This window comes from Flavobacterium sp. GCM10022190, assembly GCF_042656445.1.
Taxonomy (GTDB): domain Bacteria; phylum Bacteroidota; class Bacteroidia; order Flavobacteriales; family Flavobacteriaceae; genus Flavobacterium; species Flavobacterium nitratireducens.
Map to the genome: position 1 here is coordinate 462,355 of NZ_JBHSOQ010000002.1, position 21,583 is coordinate 483,937.

14 protein-coding genes and 1 tRNA gene are annotated in these 21,583 nt (G+C 32.1%); 4 read left to right on the plus strand and 11 right to left on the minus strand.

Annotated features, from left to right (window positions below):
* Positions 1-10: 10 nt before the first annotated feature.
* Positions 11-3,310 (minus strand): SusC/RagA family TonB-linked outer membrane protein, encoded by a 3,300-nt coding sequence (locus ACFPTQ_RS08885; protein WP_379776516.1) that lies wholly within the window; start codon positions 3,308-3,310, stop codon positions 11-13.
* A 321-nt stretch (positions 3,311-3,631) separates the two neighbouring features.
* On the opposite strand from ACFPTQ_RS08885, the gene ACFPTQ_RS08890 reads away from it, so the two are divergent.
* From ACFPTQ_RS08890 to ACFPTQ_RS08905, 4 genes are all read left to right on the plus strand, one after another.
* Positions 3,632-7,675 (plus strand): two-component regulator propeller domain-containing protein, encoded by a 4,044-nt coding sequence (locus ACFPTQ_RS08890; protein ID WP_379776518.1) that lies wholly within the window; start codon positions 3,632-3,634, stop codon positions 7,673-7,675.
* Positions 7,676-8,122: 447 nt separating this feature from the next.
* The gene (locus ACFPTQ_RS08895; protein ID WP_379776521.1) at positions 8,123-8,983 is read left to right on the plus strand and encodes a hypothetical protein; all 861 of its coding nucleotides are present in this window, start codon (positions 8,123-8,125) and stop codon (positions 8,981-8,983) included.
* Between the two features lie 101 nt (positions 8,984-9,084).
* Entirely contained in the window at positions 9,085-10,794 is a 1,710-nt protein-coding gene (locus tag ACFPTQ_RS08900) for a hypothetical protein (RefSeq protein WP_379776524.1), read from the plus strand.
* Positions 10,794-12,287: a hypothetical protein gene (locus tag ACFPTQ_RS08905; protein WP_379776527.1), complete on the plus strand. Its 1,494-nt coding sequence runs from the start codon at positions 10,794-10,796 to the stop codon at positions 12,285-12,287. Before ACFPTQ_RS08900 ends, ACFPTQ_RS08905 begins: the two co-directional genes overlap by 1 nt.
* A 69-nt stretch (positions 12,288-12,356) precedes the next feature.
* Here ACFPTQ_RS08905 and ACFPTQ_RS08910 read toward each other — a convergent pair whose 3' ends face one another.
* The 10 genes from ACFPTQ_RS08910 to ACFPTQ_RS08955 all read right to left on the minus strand — a co-directional run bounded on the left by ACFPTQ_RS08910 (position 12,357) and on the right by ACFPTQ_RS08955 (position 21,532).
* A complete protein-coding gene (locus tag ACFPTQ_RS08910; RefSeq protein WP_379776530.1) occupies positions 12,357-13,601 on the minus strand; it encodes a site-specific integrase in 1,245 nt (414 codons plus the stop codon).
* A 263-nt stretch (positions 13,602-13,864) separates the two neighbouring features.
* Positions 13,865-13,949, minus strand: a tRNA-Ser gene (locus ACFPTQ_RS08915).
* A 145-nt stretch (positions 13,950-14,094) separates the two neighbouring features.
* Entirely contained in the window at positions 14,095-15,228 is a 1,134-nt protein-coding gene (gene ribB, locus ACFPTQ_RS08920) for a 3,4-dihydroxy-2-butanone-4-phosphate synthase (RefSeq protein WP_379776533.1), read from the minus strand.
* A gap of 1 nt (position 15,229) precedes the next feature.
* The gene (locus ACFPTQ_RS08925; protein WP_379776536.1) at positions 15,230-16,687 is read right to left on the minus strand and encodes an LptF/LptG family permease; all 1,458 of its coding nucleotides are present in this window, start codon (positions 16,685-16,687) and stop codon (positions 15,230-15,232) included.
* A gap of 8 nt (positions 16,688-16,695) precedes the next feature.
* Positions 16,696-17,337: a LolA family protein gene (locus ACFPTQ_RS08930; protein ID WP_278035466.1), complete on the minus strand. Its 642-nt coding sequence runs from the start codon at positions 17,335-17,337 to the stop codon at positions 16,696-16,698.
* A gap of 4 nt (positions 17,338-17,341) precedes the next feature.
* A complete protein-coding gene (locus ACFPTQ_RS08935) occupies positions 17,342-19,795 on the minus strand; it encodes a DNA translocase FtsK (RefSeq protein WP_379776539.1) in 2,454 nt (817 codons plus the stop codon).
* A 21-nt stretch (positions 19,796-19,816) separates the two neighbouring features.
* Entirely contained in the window at positions 19,817-20,191 is a 375-nt protein-coding gene (locus tag ACFPTQ_RS08940) for a diacylglycerol kinase (RefSeq protein WP_278035468.1), read from the minus strand.
* Positions 20,192-20,201: 10 nt separating this feature from the next.
* A complete protein-coding gene (gene tpx / locus ACFPTQ_RS08945) occupies positions 20,202-20,699 on the minus strand; it encodes a thiol peroxidase (protein ID WP_379776544.1) in 498 nt (165 codons plus the stop codon).
* Positions 20,700-20,883: 184 nt separating this feature from the next.
* Positions 20,884-21,141, minus strand: coding sequence for a DUF6952 family protein (locus ACFPTQ_RS08950; protein WP_278035470.1), 258 nt, complete (start codon positions 21,139-21,141; stop codon positions 20,884-20,886).
* Between the two features lie 82 nt (positions 21,142-21,223).
* Positions 21,224-21,532 carry a thioredoxin family protein gene (locus ACFPTQ_RS08955; protein WP_278035471.1) on the minus strand — a complete coding sequence of 103 codons (309 nt, stop codon included), beginning with the start codon at positions 21,530-21,532 and terminating at the stop codon, positions 21,224-21,226.
* Positions 21,533-21,583: the final 51 nt, after the last annotated feature.

Sequence of the window (21,583 nt, forward strand, 5' to 3'; positions counted from 1 at the left end):
TTTATTAGTATTATAAAGTTAGACTTAAACCAAAAGACCATGTCTTTGATAGTGGATAAACATTTCCACCATTACCTCCACCAGCAGTTTCAGGATCAAACACATCAAATATTGAACTTAAGGTCAGCAAATTTTCGCCAGATATAAAAAAGCGACATTTAGAAATCCCTACTTTAGACATCAAAAAAGAAGGCAACGAATAACCAAACTGAAGGTTTTTTAAACGCATGTATCCTGCATTCTGCATGTAGCGGGTTTGAACTCGTTGATTTTTACCTCCACCTACATAACTTAACAGTGGACGAGGAAAATAAGCATCTAAATTGGCCGGAATTTCATGACCATCTAAGCCAATAGCTTCTGCACGGAAATAGTCATTGTGCTGTACGAATCCTCTATTATGAAACTCCCCTTTATTACCACGAACACCCCAGAAATATCCTCCGGCCCCTTCATCGTTTCCAGTAGAGTCTCCCCCAGGCCAAAAATCTTTTTTTGCAACTCCCTGAACAAAACAACGAATATCAAATCCCTTCCAATCGGCTGTTAAATCAACTCCATAAAAATAATGCGAGTAGGAATCACCAATTACTTTTAAATCTCCGTGATCACCTAGTGTATTGGCACCTGTTGAGATCTTTCCATCTCCATTCAGGTCTTTATACATGATATCACCAGCATCCCAGCTACCACCGATTGCTGTTTGTCCTCCATTTGGCAATGAAGCTAAGTGAGCATCCATTTCAGCTTTGCTCTTTGCAATACCAATTGTTTCGAACCCCCATATTAATCCGTCACGTTGTCCACTAATATAATTACTTAAAGAATTAGACTTATTGTTACTGTAACTGTCTATAAAAGTATTTTGGTCAGACAATGTCATGTTAATGCCATAATTCAAACCATTTTTTAAACGATCACGCCACACTAAAGAAAGCTCCCAACCTCTTGTTTGTAAATCACTGTTGTTAGTGTTTGGCGCAGAAATTCCCAACGTTGCTGGAAGCTCTGGTGATGGTCCCACCATATTTTTTGTATAACGGATAAAATAATCCGCAGAACCTGACAAACGATTATTGAACAGGCCATAATCCAATCCAACATTCCATGAGCGAACTGACTCCCAAGTCAGAGCAGTACTTATTAAACCACCAACTGAGGCTGTATTAGGTCTAGTTCCTCCCTGTAACCAGCTGCCATTTAGTGCTCCTAAACTCATACTTCTGTAGGTTGGATACCAATCATTTGTATTTTGATTACTTAATTGACCATAAGAACCACGTAATTTTAACTGATTTACAACATCACTAATTGGTTCCCAGAATTTTTCCTGTGCAATATTCCATCCAGCAGAAAATGATGGTGATCCTTGCCAACGTCTGTCACTACGAAAACGGGAAGTTCCATCGTAACGCATATTAAGTTCCAATAAATAGCGCCCCTTATAATCGTAATTCAAACGTCCAAAAAATCCGGCTGTAGCCCATTCGTTACTGTATCCGTTTACTGAAGCAGGAAGAGCAGCTCCATTAATTTCTGATATTCCACTTGTTAAATTAAATTCTGGAAGGTCTGTTAAAATTAATCCATTTTTGAAAGCATTAAAATCAGACTGTTTCATTTCTTCTGCCTGAAAACCCCCCATAATCTTAAAATTATGCGCTTCGGCTATTGACTGCGAATATTCGGTAAAAACATTCACATTCATGTAGTTTTCTTTTTTACTATCCTGATACAACCCCGTATTCTTATTAGCGTATAATATATTTTCTGTTGGCGTATATGTATAGTGTTGCAGAGTAACCTCTTTCACTCGTTCGTCCAAAATACGATAGTTAAGTTGTACATTTGTTATCCAATTTTTTACCGGTTGAATTATAAAAGCTGTTTGGTAGTAATGCTGATCGGTCTGAACATCGCGATCCCCGCCTGAAGCCAGCTCTACTGCATTAGGACCTATTAGGTGCCCGTTAGGATCATACATCGCTATAGTTGGCCAGTTTTGGCGTCCGTAAAAATTATAAAATGAGTCCCCAAAATATCTAGGTCGCCATACATTGTTGCGGGTAAATCGGGAAGTAAAATCAAGTTTTAACCAATTAGTCACCTCACTACTAAACTTCCCTGTTAAATTAAAACGTTTCATTCCATCTTCACCAATTTTAATCAAACCTCCCTGATCAAGAAGATTGAAAGAACCAAAATAGGTTGTTTTTCCTGAACCACCAGAAACACTTAGGTTGTGTTCTTGGGAATTAACATTCTTTTTATAAAGTTCATTATATATATCAGTATTAGCATAACCATTTCTATAAAGATCGTCCCATGCGTTTGGATTAGTTGGACTAACGTCAATTCCACCTGTTGAGGTTCCACCTGTAGCCTGAAAGTCAAGCATCTTTTGCATCTGAGCATCTGAAAAAAACTGAGCCTTACCACTATTTAATAAAGACTGGTTCATCATTACTGCGAATGTATAAGAGTCCATTGATTCCGGTAATCCCATAGGGCTAGCAATACGATAACTTGTATTGTAATTTATAGTTGTTTTTCCTGCTTTACCTTTTTTGGTAGTAACCAGAATGACTCCAAAAGGTGCACGAGAACCGTAAATTGATGAAGATGCCGCATCTTTTAATACTGATACATTATCAATATCCTGAGGATTTACAGTATTTAGATCTCCTTCCATTCCGTCAATTAAAATTAACGGTGAACCGCTAGAACTTCCAATCGTACCTGTTCCACGAACAGAAATACTCATGTTTTTGTCCAAAGCCCCATTATTAGTGCTAATTTTCAAACCCGGTACCAAACCTTGTAATGCCTGAACAGCTGAAGTAACCGGACGCCCCTCAATTTCTTTAGCCGTTGTAATACCAACAGCACCTGTTAAGTTCACTTTTTTTTGAGTACCAAAACCCACTACAACAACTTCTTCCAATGACTTGATATCTTCTTTCAATATAACTGTTAGTTTTTCATTTTTGCCCACTGCTATTTCTTGACTTTGATAACCAATACTTGTTATTACTAAGGTCGCATTTTGTTTTACCGATAATGAGAATTCTCCATTTAGATCAGTTACAATTCCATTAGCAGTTCCTTTTTCTACTACATTTGCACCAATTATAGGTAAACCATATTGGTCTTTCACAGTACCTGAAATAATTTGCTTTTGTTGCTGGATAGATATCACTACAGAAGCATTATCCATAGCTTCAATAGGATAACTTACAATACAACTTGCACCTAATAAAAAGGTTGCAAAATTTTTTCGATACCAACTAGTTAAATCTGGTTTCTTCATTTGTTTTTTGTTTAGTTAAAAAATTAAGGTTAGTTAACTCACAATATTTTCATATTAATGAGATTTACAAATGTATCGGGAGTATGCAAATCAAATAGCTGGTAAATCGTGCTAATAGCAAAGGTAAATTAGGCAAAAGCAATGATTATTTTAACGATAGTATAACAAATAAAATATTTAAAATATTGATTTTGATTGCTTTAAATCGTTTGATTAAATGCTAAGACCTTATGTGTATCCATCTTATACAATAAAAAGCAGGAAACAATCTACAGCATTTTTGTCGTATTTTTGTTTTGTCTCCTACTTATCTTTTTTATTATGCTACAAAAACATTTCATATCTTCTTTCTATCTGTTAATGACATGCTTATCTGGCATCGCCCAACCCTACAGCATAAAACATTTAGCAATAGAAAATGGTTTGTCTAATAATTATGTAACAGATATTGCTCAAGACAAACAAGGTTGTATATGGATAGCTACAGCATCAGGGCTTAACAGATTTGACGGAAAAAACTTTGTTACTTATCAAAAAAATAATTCTCAGCTAGGCAGCAATGGTCTTAATGCATTGTTCTATGATAAAGGAGATAATAAAATGTGGATTGGTAGAAAGGACGGTTTATCAATATTAGATTTATCAACTTATGAATATAATAATTATACTATTAAGGATAATGTGAAAATTAATAATGTTGTTCATATTTCCAGTTCAGTAAACAATGGTATATGGATTACAAATCATAGTGAGGGAATTGTATTTTATGACAAGTATAGAAAACAATTCCAATCTTATTCAGAAAAAAATGTAAAGGGTCTGAAAGGTAACAACTGGTGTTCTTTTGATGATGGCAAGGGACATCTTTATGTAGGGCATGCACAGAATGGATTAAGCATAATTGATTTAAAAAAGAAAACTGCTCGTAAGTTTTTGAATAATCCACAAAATCCAAAAAGTTTGCCTGGAAACAGTGTTTATTCTATTTGTATAGATCATCTAGGCAATATTTGGATTGGAACTAATGATGGTCTTGCATTATTTAATCCGCGAACGAATGAATTTTTATCTTTCAAACATGAAGAAAATAATACCAATTCATTAATAGCTGATCATATTTATTCTATCAAAGAAATGAAAGATGGGACTTTATGGATAGCCAGTGATATTGGCGGGATTAGTATTCTTGATTTACATAATATTACTTTTGTAAACCCAAAGAACATCCAATTTCATAATATAACTGTAAATAATAACAATAACGGACTTTCATCCGGTAATATAAGGAGTTTATTACAAGATTCATTTGGTAATATCTGGATTGGTAACTACAGTACTGGTTTAGATTTTATAAGTTATGCGCAATCTTCTTTCCATATACTTCCTTATTATCAAAGCAACAACGTTTTAAAAAACAGACCTGTATGGGGTATCTGTACCGATAAAGAACAACAAGTTTGGGTTGGAACAGAAACTGAAATTGCAAATTTTAAAGATTTTAAATTGAAAAAAACTTTTAATCTTGCACCTTCTTTTGCCAGATCTTATGGTCAGGTATTTTCCATTAAAAGCATTAAAAATGGACTACTTTTGGGTATTTATGACGATGGTCTTTTAAAATTTAACCTTCATAACAATCAAATTGAAAGAATCAAATTAGGTTCAAACTATCTGGATGTAATTACATTTTTTGAAGATTCGGATAATACAATCTGGATAGGTACTGAATATGGAATTTACACCTATACTAATAATGTGATTCATAAAGAAGACAAAATTAACAATCAACTCAGTGACAAATCTGTATATGGTATAGTAAAAGACAAACAGGGTAAATTATGGATTGGAACAACCGGAAGCGGTATTTTTGTTTTTGATAAAAATGAGAAACTATTACTCCATCTTACAGAAGATAATGCTTTAAAATCAAACTCGATTAATCAGCTTTATTCAGATTCTAAGGGAGGAGTTTGGGCTACAAGTCGTGATGGTATTGCCTATTTTAGAGATACTGAATTTCCAAGTAAAATTAAGATTTATAATGAAAAACAAGGTCTTAAAGACAGTTATGTAAGAGCTATTCAAGAAGACAGAAATGGTGGAATCTGGATTAGTTCAAATAACAGCATATCTTATTTGGACAAAACAAAAAAGAGATTTGACAATTATGATTACCGAGACGGTTTACCAACAGGAAATTTCATTGAAGGATCAGCTTGCTCAGCAAAAGGGTATCTTTATTTTGGTTCATTAAGTGGTGTATGTTATTTCAATCCGGATGATTTAATTACGAGAAATAAAGTTGCTCCAGTAAAAATTATTGATTGTAAAAGATTTAAGAGTCATACCGAAGGTAAACAGGATGAAGATTTAATATTACCAAAAGAGGGAGAAATAAGCTTAGCTTATAATCAAAACTCTTTCCGTATTTCTTATTCTGTTACTGATTTTACTCAAAATCAGCAAGTAGAGTATGCTTATATGATGGAAGGACTGGACAACAACTGGTATAACACATTACAAGAAAATTATGTAACATTTAGAAATATTCCTCATGGTAACTACATTTTCAAAGTAAAAGCCAGATTGAGAAATCAAAATTGGGATGAAGCTCACATAGCTTCTATTTCTATCTATGTCAGTCCTCCTTTGTGGTTAACCTGGTATGCAAAGCTTTTTTATGCAGTTATTATTTTCTTTGTTGCATACAAGCTGCTACGTGCATATAAACATAAACTTACTTTAAAAAACTCATTAGAGCTAGAAAGAAGAAACAGTATTAATGAACAAGAACTTAATAAAGAACGACTGCGTTTTTACACCAATATAACTCATGAACTCAGAACGCCACTTACATTGATTTTAGGTCCGTTGGAAGATTTAATTCATGATAAAAATTTATCTTCTTACCATGGCAGGAAGATTAATGTTATCCATAGCAGTGCTTTACGTTTGCTGAATTTAATTAATCAAATATTAGAATTCAGAACAACAGAAACACAAAATAGAAAGCTTACTGTTTGTAAAGATAATATTGGCAATTTAGTAACAGAGATTGGTCTGCGTTTTAAAGAGTTGAACAGAAACGAGGAAGTAACATTTCATATAAATATAGACACGATTGAAACTATTATTTATTTTGATTCTGATATAATTACCTCGATACTTAAAAATCTACTATCCAATGCTGTGAAATATACTGTAGAAGGAGAAATATATCTTATTCTTCGCTCAGTAAAAGAACAAGGGAATTTATACACAGAAATAGAAGTTAAAGATACCGGATACGGTATTAACGAAAAAGATCTTCCACGTATTTTTGACCGATATTTTCAAGTCAGAGGAGAACATCAGGCATCAGGTACCGGCATTGGACTTGCTTTGGTAAAATCACTTTCAGAACTACATGAGGGTTTTCTTTCTGTTAAGAGTGCAATTGGAGAAGGAACTAGTTTTACATTTCGCATATTAACTCAAAATACTTATCCTGATGCGCTTCATAAAGATGTTAATAATTTGCCTTCGGAAAACGATCTTTTTGTTGAAAACAATGAGACAGAAAAGGATGTTGTTGAGAAACCAATTGTTCTTGTTATTGAAGACAATACGGATATTCGTGATTACATCACCACTTCTTTAGAAAATGATTATAATGTAATAGTTGCTGAAAATGGAAAAACAGGACTGGAAATAGCACAAAATAATATACCAAACATTATTGTTAGTGATATTATGATGCCAATAATGGATGGTATAGCATTATGTCAAAGTATAAAAGAAGATGTTCGTACCAGTCACATTCCCGTAATTCTATTGACTGCTAAAGATTCTATTCAGGATAAAGAGGAAGGATATGAACACGGAGCCGATTCCTATATAACCAAACCTTTTAGTGCTAAACTTTTAAGGATTCGAATTCAAAACATATTGGAATCCCGTAAAAAATTAGCCGAGCAAATTGCATCACAAACTTCTAGATCCAGTTCAAATCTATCGGAAAATGAAACAAAGTTAAGCAAGCTGGATGAAAACTTTTTATCGAAAATTACCACTATTGTTGAAGAAAATCTAGAATCTGAAAAGCTGAATATCGCATTCATGATGGAAAAGATGAATATGAGCCATACAGCATTTTACCGAAAAGTTAAAGCCCTAACCGGCATGTCGGCTAATGAATTCATCCGTAAAATAAGACTTAAAAATAGTCTACAACTTATTCTAAGTGGTTCTTTTAATATTTCTGAAGCAGCTTATAAATCAGGTTTTAATGATCTGGGATACTTCAGAGAGTGTTTTAAAGAGGAATACAAAATTTCAGCTTCTGAATATATGAAGCAAGTACAAAAAATGAATAAAAATAATTAATTATTAACGATACTATATTTAAGAAAAATTTTAAACTTTTCTTTTTGTTTAAAAATTTATCTTTTAAAACCCTCACATCCTCACTCATTTTTTTAATCAAAACTTTAGCGTAATGTTGAGTGGTTCTCAAATTTTTATGACTAAGGATTTTACTAACACTTTCAATTGGAACTCCATTAGTTAAAGTACAGTCGTTGCAAAAGTATATCTAGCAATGTGAAAAGTTAATTCTTTTTCTATCTTGTAAACATCATCAATGTTTTTTTGTTTATATAATATATTTATTTTCTTACTTGTAGTAAACTTGTGTATATTTGATGTAATCTACTAGTTGAGATTATGGGATGATTTTTTATTTTTTTTATATGTTATCTTTTATTTATGATTTAGAAATAGAATAAACACAAAAGGTAATTCACTTATAATTTATTTTTTCACACACATTTAATGGCAAGTTCCCTAGATAAAGATTTAAGACTTAGTAATTCAATTGAATTAGCAAGCAGGAGTAAGCGCTTAATTCCAGAAATAAAACATTGGTGTTCGCATTTGAAAGTTCATTCTGAATATGGTGGTTTGATTGGTCAAATGGGCTTACCAACAATGAATTATGTATCTTGTCCACAAGCTGATGGAGGTGGCGGAATGAATTTAGAATGGGTTGCAAATGATTTCATCATTCAAAATTGTCAAAGCTGTCAGTTACATACCGAAGTTTTTCATAAGAACTTTGGACGGATGACAATTGAAAGGTATCGGGACTATAAAGAAAAACAAGATCGTGAGCAGGCTGAAGAAGAAAAAATAATTAATGAAGTAAGGTCAAAAATAAAGGGAAAAATCTTTGATCGTTATAAATCTTCAAAAACAACAGAAGTTTCAATCCTAAAATTAGTTAATAAACTTAATGTAGCTGATGATAGATTGTCTGTAGCACAGAGTGTTTTGGAATCAAGTAAACTAAAACCTGTTTTTTTTAATTCCTTGGCACTAGATTATCTAGTTCTATTTCTTGATGATGAAAATATTTCACAAGCTTTGGTAAATGTAGTGCTTCTTTTTCCAGACAAGCTATCTGATTTTTCAAGGGAGCGTGTTAAAGATTCAATTGCAAGAGGAGAAAATCACAATATTCTTATACAATTAGCTGATTGTTTAGAATTGCAAGAGAATGAGAAATTACTTTTAATTGACACGTTATTAAAAAGATATACAACAGAAGACATAATGGGGCATAGCGACCCTTTTGGAAATTCCAATCCTTTTATAATAAAGCACTTTAAAAAATTTTATCTTTCTACACCGTAAATTTTCATATCAGTTATAGAAAGTGCCTTAAAAAATCCTACTTCCTTAATTCGTAAAAATGTCTGCTTTATTTTGTACCAATTGTATTTGGTTATAAAAATATGGTTCTCTCTTTTCTTGATAAAATAATATTAGCATTTAATGTTGATGAAGATGAAGATGGCGGAGCAGATTGGGCGATTTGTCGTACTCTAATAAAGTTTTGCTACACTGATTGTAATTTGATTATAGAAAATATAGATAATTGTTATCTAAAATTATCTAAAGGTGGTAAAGTTCAGATTTTAAAATTTTATAATAAATTTTTGAAATCTGATGATTTGAGAGAATCTTTTCCTGAAGTAAGTGATATTCTTATTGATAAGATCATAGAATTCGCAGGTAAAAATGAATTAGAGGATGAATTAGACACGCCTTATTTAGTACTTAGAGATTTAACAAGGTCATATCCGGCAAAGTTTAATACTAAGATTGAAACATTTGTTGGTTTCTTGATAACTACTTTAAAGGAGAAAAATACATTCAATTGGTATAGAGAAAATCTGGATAAAAATAGGACAACATTTAATCCTCTTACGAATTTAAATGTTTATGAAATAATAGATAAGGAAACGAAAATTTCTTCAAAGCTTTCTAATGTTAGAGAGATGATTTCGAATGTACTACAAGTAAATCAATATATACACTTTGAAAACATTATAAAAATTATCCGAAACTTAGATTCAAAAAAAGATGATGAATCTGAATTAAAAATTTATTTGATAGATACTGTTCGTCGAGCAAAATGTTCCAACATAAATTTGGTTCAGATTCTTCCAGATCTTTATAATTGGATTCTCGATATGGATGCTTTGTCTGTAAGGATGGAAGCGCTTAAGCTTTTAGCCGTTTTAGTAGAAAAGCATTTTGAAATTCTACCACAAACGTTGATTGACTTATTGCAGATATTGATAAATGATACAGACGTTGTAATAAAAAAATTAGCGATTGATGCATACGGCAATATTTTTACAAAAAAGCCTGCTATAATTACAGAAGAAACAATTAACTTTTTACTTGATCAATATGATAGTAAATATATTGGTATTCATCAGGCGATGTCTGGGTTGACTTATAAACTTTTTGAAATTTTGCCTGTTGAGAAACACGGAAAGCTTTACGGAAAAATTGTCTTTCTACTTCACGCACATTCAAAGGAAGTAGATAAGAAACAAGAATTGTACGAAACACTTTTTCAGCAAGCACTATTTCTTAACCGAAAGGTTAATGGAGAAAAAGCAGTAATTTTTGAGCGTAATATTATTGAAAATTATTTGTTGCCAGATTGCTATACGAATGATTTTTATAAAAGTGAAAAAGCTATTAAAATGCTTTCAAATCTACGTTATAAAAATGATTCGTTAAATGATCTTTGGTTTAGAGTAGCATTAAATTTTATTTGTAAATATAAGCCTCATAGGCATGAAGGATCTATTTCTAATTCATTTAGAAAAGATTATTATAAAGAAATGTACAAATTAAAGCAGTCAGAAATTCTCAAAGAATATACAATAATAAGTGACTATATAGATAAACATGTAGTTGATATAGAACTTTATGATTATGATATTATAAACATGCTGAATGTTCTAGGTTATTTTAATTTGCATACTGAAATTTCTCAGTTATGTGATAATATTATTTCGAAAGTTTCTGAAGTTCCATCGCTTGTATATTTTTTTCGTGTTGTAAATGATCATAAATTTCTATCTGGATTAGCTATATCTTCTGAGAGTGATACTTTATCCCAATTTTTAAATAATATAAAATAATGGCTGTACTTTACGAATTGGATCTCGTTAAACTTCAAAAACAATTGCGTCTTGAAGTTGCAAAATTATTTTCGTCCTTTAGTCTTGATCTAATTTCGACCATTTTAGAGAAAAGAAAAAAAATTGAAGAATTACAGATAGCACTGATAACTGCTACAGTTGGTAGTAGGGAAAATTTAATTTTTAGAAACGAAAAACTGTTATTAGATAGTATTTTTATGCTTTTTGAATGGTGTGAGAAAGTATTATTGGGAAGCCAAGATGCAGAGATAAAAAGAAATGCTGCTATTGCAAACATTAATTTATTTGACTTAAATAGTTTTTCATATTTGGAAGTATTTGATCATAAAATATTAGAGATTAAGCTTCTTATTAATGAGATTGATACCAGTCATTTGGATAATGTAAAAAATGTGGTTAAATTATATCTTCAATTGCAACATCCAACGATTGCATATTTAAACTCTGATAATTCATATAAGATTGATTTTAGTAATAACGAAGAAGTAAAAGAGCTTAAAACTGAATTAATTGTGATTTCGCTTGAGTTTTATTTGCAAGAAACTCCGTGGGCAAATCCACAAGTATTAAAAGCAAAGGAAATTTATACAATTACAGGGTCATTAAAATTTAATAAATTTCCTGAAAACTTTAAAATACTGAAAATCTTGTCGGCTACAACTTCTTCAGAAATTTTTGAATTAAAATTATCTGATATTGAGATCACAAATGAATTAGAATATAAGGTTGAAGGAACACTATTATTTAAATATGCGCAAAGTAATTTTGAAGATAATTTATCAATTAAGCTTGTTCCTTACCTAATTGGAAACGCGAAAGAGGAATTACAGCCAGTGATAATTGGTTATGATGAATTAAACGCTAAAATTCTGGATCAGAATAATAGTTTGTTTCAGACAGGGTTTGAAACCATTAATAAGAAAGTATTTGAGATATATACCAATCCACTTTTAACAAAAATTGGTTTGCAGGATAGAAATGAATTCATAACCCTACTGAATGGCATTGCTAATTTTCAGGGATATTGCCTTCAGAGCGGCTTGTATAAAAATGTATCTTCTCTAAAAGAAGATCAATTTAGAGACAAACTTATTCAACACCTTATCGCTATCCCTCAAATTGGAGAGAAAATTGTAAAAGAGTCTCAAGTTGCAGGAGGAAGAGTAGAGATTTCATATAAAGGGCATATTGCTGAATTAAAAGTTGAAACAGTAACGTCAGACCGGGCAAAACTAATGAGTAAATTTTCCTCTCAGGCAGTGGCATATGCCTCGGGAAATGGAAAATTAGCATCTATAGTTTGCATTTTAGATTTGACAGAAAAATTACAGCCACCAGGTTCTCCTGCAAATAACATTATACTAAAATCTCCTTCGATTCATGGCTTTGACAGTGTTCAACCTAATGCTCATGTTCAGGTGTTTATATTCATTGATGGCAACACTAAAAATCCTAGTGATTATAGTAAATAATTTATTTATTGAATGTAACTTTTATAGATTATGCTTCAGAGTTAAGTGTTGCGGTCTATAATGAGGTAGTTATGATGTTTTAGTGATCAACTCTTCTTTTTTGTTTAAAAATTTATTTTTTAAAATTTTCATATCCTCACTCACTTTTCTGTCTAATACTTTTGCATAATGTTGAGTAGTTCGAAGGTTTTTATGTCCAAGCATTTTACTAACACTTTCAATAGGAACGCCATTTGTAAGAGTCACAGTTGTAGCAAAAGTATGTCTGGCAATGTGGCAGGTTAATTCTTTTTCGATTTCACAAATTCCGGCAATTTCTTTTAAATACTCATTCATTTTTTGGTTAGATAAGATGGGAAGTAGTTTATTTTGATTGCTGCTTTGTGGGTGGTTGTTGTATTTATCGATAATCATTTGGGTGACCGGAAGAATTGGAATTTTGGAAGCACTTTCTGTTTTTTGCCTGTGAGTGAATATCCATTTCTCACCATCAATTCCTAAGCTTATGTGTGACTTTGTTAGTTTTTTCACATCAATGTATGCCAGCCCAGTAAAGCAGCTGAAAACGAAGATATCTCGTACTAGTGATAATCTTTCTGTTTTGAAATCTTTTTCAAATATAGATTGAATTTCTGTTTCTGTAAGGTAAACTCGTTCAACTTCTTTGACTTTTGATTTATAATTGGCAAAAGGATTTTTCTCTAGCCAATCATTGGCCAAACAAATCTTGATAATCTTATTGAAGTTTTTGATGTATTTAACAGCAGTGTTATTGGCACAGTTTCTAACGCTTCGTAACCAAAATTCATAATCGGTTACAAAAGCATGATCTATTTTTTTAATATCGATATCTGAAACGTTGTATTTCCATTGCAAGAATTCAATAGTATGACTCAGTGAAGTTTTATAACGTTCTAATGTTCCTGAAGCGTATTCTTTTCCAATGAGTTCTTTTATTTTGTTGTTGAGGTCTTTAAAAATAGGAATAAGCATTCGTTTGGATTCAGACAAACCAAACAATTCATTCTTTAAATTTTCTGAATTTAAATTAATGTCTTTTTTGAAAAGTTTCTTCTCAGCTTCTAAAACTTGATTTTTTAAATAATCAAGATGGCTATTGATTGTTCTGGCTTCTTTTGTAGTGCCTTTAATTTTATTACCTTCTGAGGACCATTTATCAGGATTGATGTATTTGTTGGTGCTAAACTCAAATCTTTTGGCATTTACTGTAACTCTGGTGTAGATCGGACAAATCCCTAAATTATTGGTTTTTGCTCTCTTGATATAAAAGAGAATGGATACTGATGTGTTCATGGTTGGTGACCTTAAAGTTATTATTAAATTTATTTGATTTAATAACTACAATCAAGATGTACACTTTTTGAATATGCTGTTGAACACCCTGTAGTAGCGGTGTTTTTCGTTGTGAGGTGTCACTTAAAATTTGATTTTTTAGTGACACCTTGAAAGACACCTAAACTTTGAGATTTAATGAATAATTTGGTACAGCTTAAAAAGTAAAAACCCACTAAATTGTTGAATTTAGTGGGTTTTAGTACCGTTTGCTTTTCAGCTTGCGGAGAAAGAGGGATTCGAACCCCCGGACCTGTTACAGTCAACAGTTTTCAAGACTGCCGCATTCGACCGCTCTGCCATTTCTCCAATAAGTGTCAACCGTTTTGCGATTGCGAGTGCAAATATAGAATGTTTTTCCCGATAAAAAAATATAACACAAAGAAAAAATGAAATGTTTTTGATTTTTTTAGATAAGGTGTTTTTTTAGATTGAAACTTACGATAATCCAGAACTAATAATTGATATATTCTGTAATTTCAAGTCCATAACCTATCATTCCCACTCTTTTTGTTTGTGCAGAGTTAGATACTAAACGGATTTTTGAAATGTCGAGATCATGTAAAATTTGAGCTCCAATACCATAATCCTTAATGTCTATGACTACTTTAGGTGCTTTCATAGTTCCTTGGGCTTGTAATTCTTTTAACTCAGTAATGCGATTAAGTAAGTTTACTGCCGTCATATCCTGATTGATAAATATTACCGCCCCGCGTCCATTTTCATTGATAATTTTAAACATGGAATCCAATTGCTGGTCAACATTATTAGTTAAGGTTCCTAATAAGTCATTGTTTACTTGTGACGAATGGATTCTTGTTAGAATAGGTTCACCAAGATTCCAGTTCCCTTTTGTTAGAGCAATATGGATTTGTTTATTGGTTACTTGTTCGTAGGCTCTCAATCGGTAAGTTCCAAAACGGGTGTTGATATCAAAATCTTCTTTTTTAACGATGATACTATCGTGTTGCATTCGATAGGCAACAAGCGCTTCGATAGAAACAATTTTCATATCGAATTTTTTAGCAATTTTGACCAATTGAGGTAACCTTGCCATTGTACCATCTTCATTCATTACTTCAACAATAACTCCAGCAGGTTTAAACCCAGCTAATCTTGCGAAGTCTATTGCGGCTTCAGTATGACCAGTTCTTCTTAAAACACCACCTTCTTTAGCAATAAGCGGGAATATATGTCCAGGTCTAGCTAAATCATGGGGTTTAGTAGCAGGATTTGTTAATGCTAAAATTGTCTTGGCTCTATCTGATGCCGAAATTCCTGTTGTTACTCCGTTTCCTCTTAAATCTACCGAAACTGTAAATGCGGTTTCCATAGGATCAGTATTATTACTAACCATTACTTGTAGACCTAGTTCTTTACAACGACTTTCGCTTAACGGAGCACAAATTAATCCGCGACCGTGAGTGGCCATGAAATTAATCATTTCAGGAGTCGCTTTTTCTGCTGCGGCTAAAAAATCACCTTCATTTTCTCTGTTTTCATCATCAACAACTAAGATGATTTTTCCTTGACGGATATCTTCAATTGCTTCTTCAATTGTGTTAAGTTGTATTTTATCTTTTACCATTTTAGGTGTTTTTGTTTTTATTAGGGATGATTTTTTGAAAAAGTTTTTGAACAGGGGCTAAAATTACATCCATGTTTATTAAACCAATGTCATTTGTAGCTCGGTATGTTAATAATATTGCTAGTGGAGTTAATATTATTGAAGACATCCATGAGCCCATAAATGGTGTCATTCCATTTTCCTGAGCAAATCTTTTTCCAAAAGTGTTGATAAAGTGAAACGATATAAATATTAATACCGCAAAAATAATAGGTAAGCCAAGACCTCCTTTTCTGATAATTGCTCCAAGTGGTGCTCCAATAAAAAACATCATGATACAACCATAGGCAATAACAAACTTATCATATAAAGCCAATAAGTGTGTGTTGATATTTTTTTGTTTCACTTCTAGATTTGTTTTACTTCCTTCAATACTATAACCTACACTGTTTAGATTATTAGCAGCATTGGATAAAATGCTCACTTTTGCAGTGTTATCGTATAATGATAGAATATCCAAGGGTAATTTTTTTTGCTTTTTCTCTGCTGCTATATTTCCAGGATTGTTAAATGTAGTATTTTGGATAATAGTTCTTTGATTAATATTTTCAGAATAAGATGCAATTTCTGTTTTGAAATCTTTTTTCAAAGAATCTAGGGTATAATTTAATTCGTTTACATTAAGCATTGTATTCGAATTCGTAACTTTTTCTTTGTCGGCATCAATATCGTTTAATTGTGACAAATCAATATTGATTGTGTATTTTTTAAACGAACTTTTGGCAAAAGGATATTTCTTTCTGTCGTTAAATTGCCTAGGAGTAATGTCTTCGTAGTAATTACCATTGTTTAAAACGAGTTGTAAAATACTGGATTGTTCACTACTAATCAATTCTCCATCTTTTGCTTTAATAACGGTTTTGCCACCCTCACCACTCACAGGTTTTTTATGAATGGTAATTCCTTTAAGTATGTTGCCGTTTTCGCCTAATTTTTTATCAACTCTAATATTGTAAAAACCTACATCACTAAATTGTCCTTCGGTTATTGCCATAGCAGGTTTTAATTGTGCTATGTTTTTTCTGAAATTAATAAACTTATATTCAGCATAAGGAATTACATTATTAGCAAATAGGAAAGCAACAAAACTGAGGAAAATAATGAAAATAGTAAGACCTCTCATGGCTCTTTGCAAAGAGATTCCAGAGGATTTCATTGCAGCAAATTCATAATTCTCGGCAAGATTTCCAAAAGTCATAATTGATGATAGTAGTACGGAAAGGGGTAATACTAATGGAACAATTCTAGGCATAGAGAAAAGCAAGAATTTGATAATCATCGTGATATCTAAGTCTTTCCCTGCTAGTTCAGCTATAAATAGCCAAATAGTTTGCAATATGAATATAAAAAACAAGATTACAAATACCGTAGCAAATGTAATCAAGTATGTTTTTAATAAGTATTTATCGAGAATTTTCACGTAAAGGATTAATCTAATTTATTGATGTAGTAATTTGGATATTTATTAGCTACAAAGGTAAATTGATTTTTTGATAAAGGTTGATTGGTTTTAAAAGAATTAACGGTTAAAGTGGTTTTAGTCCCTTTTTTTCCAGTTTCAATTAAGTTGTAGATGTGTTTTGTTTGTACATCAATACCTAAAAGAATTTCTTTTCTTTGGTCTTTAGCGTTAATTGGGATTAATTTGATGTATTGAATTTTTCTTCCTCTTACATTTTGTAAAATATCCATTGAATATTTGTAACCACTATTAAAGAAAGTAAGCATTTTAGAAGGAGTCACAGCATTGTCATCATTTTCGTTTACAGATGAAATGTTTACTTCTTCGTCTTCAGGAACAATGGTATAGGTTTTTTTACCGTCAAATATTTTAGTCATTCCCATAAAGTTAAGTACATATTGATTTCCTTTTAGGGTAACATTTCCTTTGCTATCTTGATTGATATTTTCTTTACTATTATTAAGTGAGTATTTAAAATCAATTACAATATTGTTGTAGCTTTTTACTTTGGCGGTAACTTGGTCTAAAAGAGCTTTGGCTTTTTTGTCTTGTGCTTGGCTTGTAAAAGAAATAAGTAAAAAAAATGTAATTTGAATAAGCTTTTTCATTGTATTAATTGTTTTCTTCATTATTAAAAAATTGATCAAGAGCTTGCATGTCAGAGATATTAACAGCACGTGCTTTGCTTCCTTCAAAAGGACCTACAATTCCAGCAGCTTCCAGTTGATCAATTAGTCGGCCGGCTCTATTATAACCTAATTTAAGTTTACGCTGAAGCAAAGAGGCCGATCCTTGTTGTGCGTTTACGATAATTTCTGCTGCTTCTCTAAACAAAGAATCTCTTTCGGAAATATCTATATCAAGATTAATGCCATTTTCTTCTCCCACATATTCAGGAAGTAAGTAGGCGGTAGCATATGCTTTTTGTGAACCAATAAAATCGGTAATTTTTTCAACCTCAGGTGTGTCGATAAAGGCACATTGAACACGTACTACATCATTTCCATTAGTGTACAATAAATCTCCACGACCTATTAATTGATCAGCACCTTGCGTATCTAAAATGGTTCTAGAGTCAATTTTAGAAGTTACTCTAAAGGCAATCCTAGCAGGGAAGTTGGCTTTAATCAAACCTGTAATTACGTTTACCGACGGTCTTTGGGTGGCAATAATTAAGTGTATACCAATCGCACGGGCTAATTGCGCCAAACGAGCAATGGGGACTTCTACTTCTTTACCAGCGGTCATAATTAAGTCGGCAAACTCGTCTACTACAAGTATGATATAAGGTAAAAAGCGGTGTCCGTTTTCAGGATTTAATTTGCGCGATTTGAATTTTTCGTTGTATTCTTTAATGTTACGCACCATAGCGTCTTTTAATAAAGAATAACGGTTGTCCATCTCCACACAAAGCGAATTCAATGTATTGATTACTTTGGCATTATCAGTAATAATAGCATCTTCAACATCAGGAAGTTTTGCTAAATAATGTCTTTCGATTTTGTTGAATAAAGTAAGTTCTACTTTTTTAGGGTCAACCAATACAAATTTTACTTCGGCTGGATGTTTTTTGTATAATAAAGAAGTCAAAACAGCATTTAAACCAACTGATTTTCCTTGACCAGTTGCTCCCGCCATCAAAAGGTGAGGCATTTTGGCTAAATCAACGACAAAGGTTTCATTAGAAATCGTTTTTCCAAGCGCCACTGGTAATTCCATTTCGGCTTCTTGAAATTTAGTAGAGCCAATAACACTTTTCATAGAAACCATCGTTGGGTTCTTATTTGGTACTTCAATACCAATGGTTCCTTTACCAGGAATAGGAGCGATGATACGGATTCCTAAAGCCGAAAGTGATAAAGCGATATCGTCTTCTAAACTTTTAATCTTAGAAATTCGGATACCGGCTTCAGGAACAATTTCGTATAAAGTAACCGATGGACCTACTGTTGCCTTAATTTGTGCAATCTCAATTTTGTAATTACGAAGAGTATCGACAATTTTATTCTTGTTTTCCTCTAATTCTTCTTGGTTGATGGTGATACCACCTGTAGAGTATTCTTTTAGTAAATCAATGGTTGGGAATTTGTAATTCGACAAGTCTAATGTTGGGTCAAATAAACCAAAATCAGAAACCAATCGAGCGGCAAGATTTTCTTCAAGGACTTCTTCTTCAGAAGCTGCTTCAATCACAAATTCTTCATTGATGGCAACAGGAATAGCTGGAATTTTCTCAGCAGCAGGTGATTTAGATATTGGATCTAAATTAATTTCTGATGGGTGATTGATAGTTGGTTTTAAAGCTTCTTTGTTAATTTCAAACTGAGAAGGTTTAAATTCTGGAATTTTTTCGGCAACAACTTCTTGTACGTCTTCCTCTTCGGTGATTGCAAATTCTTCTAAATTATAGGCGGAAGCCGCATCCATTTTAGGGGCAGCAATATTATTTTCTGGTGTGATTTCGTTTTTACTACTTTCAAAAAAAGATTGAATCTTTTCGGGAGATAATTTTAGTTTGAAAATGGTATAAATTACTAATCCAAAAATTAATAGTAAAAGTGTTCCGGTTTTCCCGATATAATCTTGAAGTAAAATATTGATTTCGTAGCCAATAGTTCCTCCTAATTCAGGTAAAGATGTGGCAAAAAATCCAAACAGTACTGATACATTAATCATTACAAATAAGTCCCAAAACCAGATGTTTTTGAGTTTTCGGCTAGATAAACCAAGTATCAAGAAGATTCCGCTCAAAAATAATAAACGAACAAAAAGGAAAGAAGCTAAACCAAAACCTTGATAAACGATTAAATTAGCTAGGTAAGCACCAAACTTTCCTAGCCAATTTTTTACTGTTTCAGTTCTGTTCGATAGTTCAAGAACAGCACTTTGATCTTCTTGTCCATAAATATAGAAAGAGACAAAAGCAACTAATAAAGCAATAGAAAAAAGCACGAGTAAACAACCTAAAATAGTTTTATGCTGCTTGGACATTTCCCATGATTTAAAAACTTTAGTTTTAGAATTATTGTTCGCGTCTAAAGTCTCTTTTTTTGTTGTTTTTGCCATTCTATAATGTAACTTAATCTTTTAAATAAAGTGAGGTACGTATATGATTAAACCAATGATAATTGCTGTCATAGCTGCAAAAAATACAGAACCAGCAGCAATATCCTTTATGAAACCAATTTTTTCGTGGTAATCGGGATGGATAAAATCGGCTATTTTTTCTACTGCAGTGTTCAATCCTTCAATACTTAATACTAAACCAATTGCAAAAGTTTGAAATAACCACTCTGTTTGGTTTAATCCAATAACAAATCCTGTTATCGTTAAAATAACACCCAGAGAGGTTTGAACCATTACACTATGTTCAGTGGAGATGAGTTTTAAAGCACCTCTTACAGCGAAACCAACACTTTTTAACCTTCCAGAAACAAAGGTATTGTCTTTTTGAAAAGCCATTAATTAAAAATTAAAGTACTGCTAATGCAGCTTCATAATTAGGTTCGTTAGCAATTTCAGCAACTTGCTCAGTGTGTAAAATTGTTCCGTCTGCATCAGCTACAATTAACACTCTAGAATGTAAACCTTTTAGAGGACCATCAACAATTTCTAATCCATTAGCTTTACCAAAACTTCCTTCTTGAAAATCAGATAAATTGATTACATTTTCAATTCCTTCTGCACCACAAAAACGTTTTTGAGCAAATGGTAAATCTCTAGAAATACATAAAACAGCTGTGTTTTCTAAATTAGCTGCCGTTTCATTAAATTTTCTTACTGAAGTAGCACATGTTCCTGTATCAATACTAGGGAAAATATTTAAAACTAATTTTTTTCCACTAAAATCGCTCAAAGAAGCTACGGAAAGATCGTTTTTTACTAATTTAAAATCTGCCAATTTTGAACCTACTTTTGGTAATTCACCCGCAGTGTTTATTGGATTTCCTCCTAATGTAATTGAAGCCATAATTAATTTTTTTAATGAGGTTCAAAAGTATGAAAATTATTTAAGAATTGGGATTCTGATGAAAGATTTTAAATCAGGAAGGAAGGTTTTTTAATGCAGTGAAAATGGGAGAAATAGGGGTAAACGCAAAAAAATGCAATCAATAATGATGCATTTTAGTGCTTTTTTTAGGGTTTAAAATGTATTATTTGTCGATAGAACCCAATACTCTTTTCATAAAAGTATTTAATGCTTCTTTTTTATCGGTTCCGTCTTTAATTAATTTGTGTACTTCAAGTGCACCGTACATATTTGAAATTAATTCACCAATAACATCTAGTTCTTCGTCTTTAAGTGAAGAAACCTCTGTTAATGCTTCTAATACTTCAATAGTTTCGATGATATAATCTTGATCGTTTTCTTCAATAAACTGTGTCAGTTGTTTGATTACAGGTAATTTCATTTAGGTTTATGGTTTATTGTTAGTGGTTTGTTGTTAAAGTTTTTGGGTGAACCATAAACTAGAAACAACAAACTATAAACTTTTAAGCAATTTCGTTTACCAAATCAATTAACACTTCTTGCTTGTTTGTTTGTGTTTCGTTTACCAAATTTCCATTTACAAAAGTGGCAAACGTTGGTAAATTACTCACATTAGCTAATTTTCTTGATTCAGGTGCGTTTTCCGCATCAACCACTACAAAAGTCATAGCTTCATTTTCGGTAGCTAATTTTTTGAATTTTGGTTTCATAATTCGGCAATTACCACACCATGAAGCTGAAAATTGAACAACTACTTTCTCGTTTTGAGCCACTAAATTGGCCAAAGTATCTTCGTTTAATTCTATCAACATATCTTTTGATTTAAATTCCAATTGCTGTAAATCCCAAGTTCCTAATCTTAC

Excerpts from the sequence above, each read along its gene's own strand:
- ACFPTQ_RS08935 (WP_379776539.1), bottom strand. The coding sequence starts at position 19,795 with ATGGCAAAAACAACAAAAAAAGAGACTTTAGACGCGAACAATAATTCT.
- ACFPTQ_RS08890 (WP_379776518.1), top strand. The coding sequence starts at position 3,632 with ATGCTACAAAAACATTTCATATCTTCTTTCTATCTGTTAATGACATGC.
- ACFPTQ_RS08900 (WP_379776524.1), top strand. The coding sequence starts at position 9,085 with ATGGTTCTCTCTTTTCTTGATAAAATAATATTAGCATTTAATGTTGAT.
- ACFPTQ_RS08930 (WP_278035466.1), bottom strand. The coding sequence starts at position 17,337 with ATGAAAAAGCTTATTCAAATTACATTTTTTTTACTTATTTCTTTTACA.
- ACFPTQ_RS08940 (WP_278035468.1), bottom strand. The coding sequence starts at position 20,191 with ATGGCTTTTCAAAAAGACAATACCTTTGTTTCTGGAAGGTTAAAAAGT.
- ACFPTQ_RS08885 (WP_379776516.1), bottom strand. The coding sequence starts at position 3,310 with ATGAAGAAACCAGATTTAACTAGTTGGTATCGAAAAAATTTTGCAACC.
- ACFPTQ_RS08955 (WP_278035471.1), bottom strand. The coding sequence starts at position 21,532 with ATGTTGATAGAATTAAACGAAGATACTTTGGCCAATTTAGTGGCTCAA.
- tpx (WP_379776544.1), bottom strand. The coding sequence starts at position 20,699 with ATGGCTTCAATTACATTAGGAGGAAATCCAATAAACACTGCGGGTGAA.
- ACFPTQ_RS08895 (WP_379776521.1), top strand. The coding sequence starts at position 8,123 with ATGGCAAGTTCCCTAGATAAAGATTTAAGACTTAGTAATTCAATTGAA.
- ACFPTQ_RS08950 (WP_278035470.1), bottom strand. The coding sequence starts at position 21,141 with ATGAAATTACCTGTAATCAAACAACTGACACAGTTTATTGAAGAAAAC.
- ACFPTQ_RS08910 (WP_379776530.1), bottom strand. The coding sequence starts at position 13,601 with ATGAACACATCAGTATCCATTCTCTTTTATATCAAGAGAGCAAAAACC.
- ribB (WP_379776533.1), bottom strand. The coding sequence starts at position 15,228 with ATGGTAAAAGATAAAATACAACTTAACACAATTGAAGAAGCAATTGAA.
- ACFPTQ_RS08905 (WP_379776527.1), top strand. The coding sequence starts at position 10,794 with ATGGCTGTACTTTACGAATTGGATCTCGTTAAACTTCAAAAACAATTG.